Genomic DNA, 8,089 nt, shown 5'->3' on the forward strand with positions numbered 1-8,089 from the left:
GGTTACGGGAAATACGATGGCGAGGATGAGTTGCTCGCCGTTGCTCAGGATGAGCCCGGCTTCCATCTTGGCGTGCTGCCACACCTGCGCCCTGCGAGGTGCTGCAGCGGGGGCGGGAGTGAAGTCGAGGTTCATGCGTCCTCCTCTGTGCACTGCAGAAATGCGTTCTCGAGGGTTCCGTACTTGGCATCGAGCTGTGCGACGGTGCCGCTCGCCCGAGCGCGCCCACGGTGCATGATGGTGACGGTATCGGAGAGCTCCTCGGCCTCCGCCATGTTGTGGGTGGTGAGCACGACGGCGACGCCGGCGTCGCGCACTGAACGGATGAGCTGCCACGTCTGATGGCGAGCTCGAGGGTCCAGCCCCGACGTGGGCTCGTCGAGGAACACCAGCGAGGGTCGTCCGACGAGTGCCCCAGCCAGGTTCACGGCCTGCTGCTGCCCGCCGGAGAGTCTGCGATACGCGGTGGTGGCGAACTCGTCGATGTGCAGGACCTGCATGAGCTCATCGACCGGCTGCGGGTGCGCGTACAGGCTGGCGAGGTAGCGCAACAGTTTCGACGGGGTCACCGCCGCCCACGCGCCAGTGGCCTGTGGCATCAACCCGACGCGTGCGCGCGCATCGGCAGAACCTGGCGCGTGGCCGAAGATCTTCAACGAACCCTCGTCGGGTGTGAGGAGCGCGGTGCAGCAGCGGATGAACGTGGTCTTGCCTGCACCGTTGGGGCCGAGCAGTGCGGTGACTGTGCCCGGAGACGCTGTGAGGCTCAGGCCATCCAAGGCGGGCTTTGTGCCAAACGAGAGCCGCAGATCGTGGGCTTCCAGAGCGAGGGGCATGGTGTCAGCGTAGGCCATCGCAGCTGAGAGGTAGAAGTTCGATCAGCAGCAGCCGTGCTCATCGCCCGTCGCGAAGCTGCGCAGCACAGCATCAAACGTAATCACATATTTCTCTTCAAACCCGGCTATCGGATTAGCGAATCAGAGCGAAACCAAGGTGCTCTGCGCTCCAGAGAATTCAGCCAACGTAACATCTTGTGCGCTTGGCTAATTCCGGATTATCTTCCCAATATGGGCAGATGCGTGAGTCGCGCTAGGTGTATTCAGTCGAGAGTTGTGGATGACCCCGGGGAGAGGAGTATCCTCTTTTGAATGATCGTTACAATCCTGGATGAATCAAGCCTCACAAGATCCTGTCTCTCCTGCTTTGTTAGGGTGCTGCAAGACAATGACGTAGTCGTCGGTGAGTTTACCGGTTGAGCAGCGCCACTTCGGCAGCATCCGTCCGTCAGTAGCCCCGGCCTGACGCATGATCTGGCTAGCCGCCGCGATGGGAGGAAGCTGATCATTTCTGGAAGAGAAGGCAACACAGCGCATCCCTGAAGGTAGTCGGGATTCTAACCAGTCTCTACCTAATCGAAACGTTATTTCCATGGAACTCTGTGCTAATGAGAATGTCCCAGATTCCATATCCCAAGGCTTGGTGATTGAGAACTCGGTATGTGGTAAATTTAACCAATCAGAAGGCGCTAAAGGCATGGTGGCAACCCAATCGGTTCCAGTCCGCTTCATCGAGGCCCCTGCTGGGAAACGCCGGTGAAAAAGGCCACCGGGGGGACCCTCCGGAAACCAGTAGGGCCAAGACTTCACCGGCCAAGAGGTTGCTTCTTCGCAGGAATAATTAAAAGATTTTCCGGGAAAACCTTGAATGTAACTAAGAAGGTGGCGCGAGTTTAGAAAAAAATCATCTTGAATGAAGGATCGTATAATGCAGACGCCCTTTGTGACGACATCTTCCTCGTCCCAGCCAATCATATCCTTTGAAAATCCGTTAGAGAGATAGATCTCGTATCCGACATCGTCATCATCTCCATCGCCGCTTATGTCATAGCTGGCAATCTCGCATATCCTACCGTTCTTGAAGGCAAGAAGCATGGGATATCCAGTACTATCGGCGTCTCGCTCGACCTTGATATCCATGAGCGATAGCTTCTGTCTAATTATCTCAATGGCGGCGGCCATTTACTCCCCTTTTTCGTTTGATAAGCAACTGAGCCTCGCCTTTTCTGTTCCACTCAACGATGAGTTTTCTGCGTTCGGCATGCACATGGAGACGATCAACTCGACGGCGCCACTTAGGGAGTTTCTTCCAGTGTTTGTGTTGGGGGCCGAGTGACACGCGGGTCCGGTTCATTCTGAGGGTGTTGTTACCGTTCTTGACCACGTGCTTGATCGCTCCTTTGGCTGCGCGCCAACTCTTGGTGGATCGGGCTATTTGCGTGACACGCGCGGCATATTTGAGTCCTCTTCCTGCCGGTCCTAGAAGGGAAAGCGCTGCTTCTGCGTAGCGTCCCCTGCGTACCGCATCGACAGCAAGAGCACCACTTGCTACCCACCCGATAGGGCCAGGAATAAAACTAGCGGCAACCAATCCCACTCGCCACCATGCTTGGCCGGTGGTGTCTTGTTTGTTGATGGGGTCGTTGGGGTAGGCATACGGGGTGTCGTTGCCGCCGTAGATGGGGTCGAGGCTGGTGAACAAACCAGTGACCGGGTTATAAAGACGTGCCCCCATGAGGAGGATTCCGATCTGTGTGGTGGTGCGCTGTTTCGCACCCAGCCACCCGTAGCCGTTGGCTGCAACACCACCCGCACCTGTGAAGGGTGCGACAACTGGTGTGCCGTATTCGGTGTAGCGGGTCCACCGATCAAGCCCCTGCACCATCTCCCCATCCGCTGGGAGGGTGATGGTGGCGGACACATCCCCGCGCGGATTCGCGAGCGCCAGTTCCCCGGTCGTGATATCACCGGTGGTCGTGATCGACAACGACAACCCGCCACTGGTCAGGTCCGCGTACGCCGTCGTCGACGCCCGGTCTGCGGTGACGGTGGTCACCCACCCAGGATTATCCGAATCATCCACATAGTGATTCGTCACCGACTCAGTGACAGTCGTTTCCAACGTGCGGCGCGTGGTCTGCACCGTGCGACGCCCAGCAACATCCAACCCATACGACACACTCACCGAGCGCCTGCAGCGGCAACGATTGTGACTATGTTGGCGAGCTGCCTGCTTGGCTATGGTTCTACATGCTGCAAGCTTGCGTAGATCTCTGTGAAGTAACAAATCGGATCTTGCGTAGTTGCAGCGCTTGATGTCAAAATTCCGTTAATGCGGGCGGATGCGTGAGTCGCCGCAGGCCTTGTTGGGTCTCAAAGTTGAGCGAGGTTTGTGGTGATTATGAAGCGTGCATTGGTGCTGCTGATAGCCATTTCGTTGACGGTGGGCGTTGGAGTAGTCGGCCCGGCGTGGGCTGCTCCGACTGATGATGGAGATGTGCGGGGATCAGCCACTTCGGCCGTTCCTCTGGTGCGACCTGATTGGGTTTCAGCAGTAGTGACTGCTCGGGCGCAAGGGGCGCGGGTGGAGGTGCTGTCTGAACGGACTGAGTCGTCGCGGGTTTTTGCGCGTCCTGATGGTGCCGTTGAGGAAGAAGTCTCTGCTGCCCCTGTGCGGTTTAGAGATGCCGATGCGGCTGATGGATGGCGAGATATTGACACGTCGCTGAAGGTTTCCGGGTCGGTAGTTGTTCCGGGAGCCATGCCTGTTGACGTGGTGTTATCGGGTGGCCCATCAACGTCTGACTTGGTGGTGTTTGATGCTGGGAGTGCTGACGAAGTTGCGGTGACATTGCAAGGGCAGGCGCTTCCGAAGCCCTTGCTGGAAGGCTCCACGGCGCGCTATCCCGATGTGTTTCCGGGTGTGGATGTGTCAGTTGATGTCCGGTCGGGTGGGTTTGAGCTGTTGTGGGTTGTGAAAAACGCTGCGGCTGCAAGACGGTTGGTGACTCGTTTTGGGGGTTCGGATGGACTAGAGCTTCCATTCGTGGTGCGTTCTCGAGGCTCCGTGGCTGCCGAGCGCGATGGTGGAGTCAAGCTTTCGCAGAATGGGAAGCCCATCGGGAGATTCGCGCCACCTTCGATGTGGGATTCGCATGCAGCGATTCCGGGCGAAAAGGGTGCCGAACGGCGTGTTGGATTTGGAATAGATAACATGAGACCCCAAGCGCGACGCGCAGCATCCAGCCAAGCCGTTGAAGTTCGGGCGGATACGCAGTGGCTGCTGGATCCTGCGCGGGAGTTTCCCATCTCGATCGATCCAACCTATGCCGTGGCTACTGGTGGGCCTGTCTTCGACACGTTTGTACAGCAGGGGTTTACCACGGATCAGTCGCGGTCGGCAGAACTGAAAGTAGGTAATAACGGTCAGGGCCAAGTGGCTCGGAGTTTCCTGAACTTTAGTGCTGGGCTATTTAAGGGTCGCGATGTCGTGAGTGCGAACTTGTCACTGTATGAGTCTTGGTCGTGGAGTTGTTCCTCGAGCGCGTTTTCGTCGTATGACTCCGGGTTAGCGACGACTGCGACTCGTTGGACGACACAACCTTCGATTGGGGCTCGACGCGCATGGGTGGCCGCAGCTAAGGGGTACTCATCTTCATGTCCTGCGGGGCGGGTTGTGCTCGATATGACGGCTCAAGCAAAAGCTTGGTCAAAAACTACTCAATCGCAAGTAGGCATGATGTTGCGTGCCGATACAGAAGACCGCTCTTGGGGATGGAAGCGTTTCCACTCGTCGGAGGGTGTGCACAAACCGCTCTTGACAGTCGTGTATAACCGCGCACCAAACACTCCGGGGGTCCCGGTAGTCGATGGGCTGGTTTCCGCCAAGGTTGCCGATGGGTCGACGAAGTTGTTTTTGGGGAATCCGAAACCGCGGTTGAGAGTGCCGGTCTCGGATCCGGACAAAGACTCGGTGAAGGTGCAGTTCGCGTACTTCTATACTGCGACAGATCAGCCGGTGGTTCTGTGCGAGGCTGGGGCAGTGGCATCGGGTGGTACTGCGTCGTGCACATCGCGGGTAGCCATTCCGGATAACAAGAATACGTGGATCAGGGCCCGAAGTTTTGACGGTCGCGTCTGGTCAGGGTGGGGACCTGGGAAGGAAGTTCGCCCGGCGTTCATTGCGCCATATGCCCCGAAGATCGCGTGCCCGGCCTCGGCGAACAAGACATGGGCCGAGCGCGTACGCTCGGCAGAGACGTGCACCCTCACTGCCCGACATACGTCGTGGTCATCGTCACCGACGAAGGTGACGTGGCGAGTCAACGGCGGGGCGTGGCAGGAGAAAACATTCAATCAGATTTCGGCTGACGCCAAGGCCGCGGATGTGCGGGTCGGCGGTGTTCCCGGTGGGCATCAGATTGAGGCGTATGTGACGTCGCCGACTGGGAAGAAATCTGCGATATCGACGTACAGTTTTGGGTATGGAGCGCCGTCGCTGGTAACCCCAACGGCAGCGGTGACGACGCACGGTGGGGTGAAGGTCGAGGGTGTGGGCGCCCCGGCGCAGAGTGGGTTGCAGGTGCAGGGCGCGATCCAGTGGCGGGTGAAGGGAAGCACAATTTGGTATGACTCGTCGGCGAAGGTGACGGCGGATCCGGCCAAGACGATGGTGTCTGGCCTGCTGGACACATCACAGATTCTTGAGGCCCATCCGGAGTTGAGTAAGCGCGCGAGCGTGGTGTTGGAGACGCGTGTGAAGTTCACGTATGGGCTATCCACGCTGGTGACGTCGTCGCGGGAGATCGTTCGTGTGCCGCATGCGTTTGGTGCAGGGTTCCCGGTCGATGACGTGGCTGGCGGCCAGGTGGCCCTGTGGACTGGCGAGCTGCAAGTCAGCACCACAGATGGAGAGCTGTCAACACCGACGGGTGAGTTGTCGGTGTCTCGGACACATTCGACGTTCGCCGGCGAGATGTCTCCGGCACAAGGAGTGTTCGGGCCAGGTTGGGTTGCGTCACTAGGTGGCGGCCCAACAGGTGTGTCCGAGATGGAGCTGATCGACAATACGTTGTTTGATGGCACGTTGGTGTTGGCCAGCGCGGACGGACAGGTGCTGCCGTTCGGTGCGCCCAATGATGGCTCTGTACGCACAGGGGCAACTCTGGCCGTGGGAGAGTACGCTCCGATCGGCGCTGAAGCAGAAGCCAGCGAATTGCGCGTACAGGTCTCCGGCAATGGTGCGGCGACGAAAGTCACGGTCATTGACGAGGACGGCGTTCACACTAGGTTCACAACCCGCACTGCCCCCACAACGACTGGGGAAGCGAAGTTCATCACGGATTCGGTGTGGGATTCAGCCACGGGTGAGACGACCTCGTATCGCTACGACGGTCAAGGCCGAGTTACTGACATCATTGCCCCGAAACCGGACGGTGTGACGACGGAGTGTGTTCCAGGAAAGCCGGTGGATGGGTGTCGCATACTGCGGTTGTCCTACGCGACGGCTACCGGTAATGGTGACTACCAGGGCCGTCTGAAGAGCATCACTGCGCAGGCGGGTACGGATGTCAAGGAATTGTCGCGGTATCGCTATGACTCGTCTGGGAAGCTAGTTGCCCAGACAGATATGGTCACTGGTTTGACGACGACATACACCTGGGACGGCGCGAGCCAGCGGCTAGCGTCGGTTACGGATCCAGGGTTGGCGACCGTGTCCTATCACTACAGTGCCGGCAAGCTGGTCAAGGTGACGCGCCCGGTCCCTGCGAGCGCTGGTGGCGGTACTGCGCAACTGGCAGCGGTCGTGGCCGATCAGCCTCTCGACGCGGTGCCTGGCCTCGACCTCACCCAGTTCGATGCCTATGGGCTTCCCCGACGAGCTACGAAGGTATTCGCGGTGTTCGGCCCTGATCAGGTCATCGATGGTGCCCCGACAGAGGAGGCATGGCAGCGTGCGGATGTGTGGCTGACCGATGATATGGGCTACACGATTCACGAGGGATCCTTCGGCGGTGGAGCGTGGCAGTTGACCGCGAACGTCTACGACGAGTCGGACAACGTGACGAGCTCGTGGGATGCACGCGCCACCGCTGCGATCCGCTCCGGCGATATCACCGACATCAGTGCGGCAGCCACAACCACTGTGTTCAATCAAACCGCCATCGCTGGCGCTGACGGAATGGTGTTGGTGCCCGCTCGGACGCGTGTGGAACATGTGTATACGCCTACGGCGGTGATCCGTACCAAGGGCTCAGACGTGGCAGAGATGCTGCGCAAGCATGTCGCCACCACCTACGACGAAGGCGCCCCCCGCCCTGGGCTGTCGTTGCCGACCAAGATCCAGGTGACTGCTGAGCGTCCCGACGGGACAGTGGTGGAGACGCTCACCACAACCTTTACGGGTTATGACAAGCTGGAGGCCTCGGACTCAAAGTCTGGCTGGGATCTAAGAACAGCGACCTCGGTTACGCTCGATATGAACAGCAATGGGGTACCGGACAGTGCAGATATCCGGCGTGAGACCCGCTACGACGCCCAAGGGCGAGTGATCGAACAGCGCCAACCCGGGGCGGGCTCGACCGATCCTGGCACTCGCCGCACCGTCTACTGGAGCTCGGGCACCAATCCAATTGATTCGTCCTGCGGCGGGCAGCCAGCCTGGGCAGGGTATGTGTGCAGCGAAGGCCCCGCCTCGCAGCCAGACGGGGCGCCATTGCCGGTGACCTACCACCGCGACTACCAATGGCACGGTGCAGCCGCCACCCAACAGGACATCTCCGCAGCGGTGACACGGACCACGACCACCATCTTCGATGCGAAGATACGGCCCGCGACCGTCTCGACCACCGTCACCGGACTGCCAGACTCGACCCCGATCCCGGCGGTGACGACCACCTACGACGACACCACCGGACTCATCACCGGCACCCAGTCAACGGCGGGATCGACGACGATGACCTACGATTCCTGGGGCAGACAACTCACCTACACTGCCTCGGGCAGTGGTACGACTACGACGACCTACAACCATCTCGGTGACATCACCAAGGTCGTGACCCCCCAGACCGAGACCACGTTCACCTACGACGGCACCGACGCCAACGGGCAGATGGAGCATCGCGGGCTGCTGACCAAGACGACCGTCCACAAGGACTCCCGGTCATGGACCGCTGCTGCCGCCTACGACGCTCAAGGCCAACTCCTGGTCGAGAAACTCCCCGGCAAGATTGAACGCCACCATCTCTATGATC

3 protein-coding genes and 2 pseudogenes are annotated in these 8,089 nt (G+C 59.4%); 2 read left to right on the forward strand and 3 right to left on the reverse strand.

Annotated features, from left to right (window positions below):
- Positions 1–131: 131 nt before the first annotated feature.
- The 3 genes from Q0X68_RS12580 to Q0X68_RS12590 form a co-directional block, all read right to left on the reverse strand.
- Positions 132–854 (reverse strand): ABC transporter ATP-binding protein, encoded by a 723-nt coding sequence (locus tag Q0X68_RS12580; RefSeq protein ID WP_297752406.1) that lies wholly within the window; start codon positions 852–854, stop codon positions 132–134.
- 318 nt (positions 855–1,172) lie between these two features.
- Positions 1,173–2,018 (reverse strand): hypothetical protein, encoded by an 846-nt coding sequence (locus tag Q0X68_RS12585; protein ID WP_297752409.1) that lies wholly within the window; start codon positions 2,016–2,018, stop codon positions 1,173–1,175.
- The gene (locus tag Q0X68_RS12590; RefSeq protein ID WP_297752412.1) at positions 2,002–2,892 is read right to left on the reverse strand and encodes an RHS repeat-associated core domain-containing protein; all 891 of its coding nucleotides are present in this window, start codon (positions 2,890–2,892) and stop codon (positions 2,002–2,004) included. Before Q0X68_RS12590 ends, Q0X68_RS12585 begins: the two co-directional genes overlap by 17 nt.
- 1,158 nt (positions 2,893–4,050) lie before the next feature.
- Between Q0X68_RS12590 and Q0X68_RS13205 the strand changes: the two are divergent.
- Positions 4,051–4,650 (forward strand): annotated as a pseudogene (locus Q0X68_RS13205) (DNRLRE domain-containing protein); the annotation flags it as partial.
- 495 nt (positions 4,651–5,145) lie between these two features.
- A pseudogene (locus tag Q0X68_RS12595) lies at positions 5,146–8,089 on the forward strand (hypothetical protein); the annotation flags it as partial.

It is taken from the genome of uncultured Tessaracoccus sp., assembly GCF_947286155.1.
Lineage (GTDB): Bacteria > Actinomycetota > Actinomycetes > Propionibacteriales > Propionibacteriaceae > Arachnia.

What these genes read in the sequence shown, in the direction of transcription:
- Q0X68_RS12580 (WP_297752406.1), bottom strand. Translation starts at nt 854, where the DNA reads ATGGCCTACGCTGACACCATGCCCCTCGCTCTGGAAGCCCACGATCTG.
- Q0X68_RS12585 (WP_297752409.1), bottom strand. Translation starts at nt 2,018, where the DNA reads ATGGCCGCCGCCATTGAGATAATTAGACAGAAGCTATCGCTCATGGAT.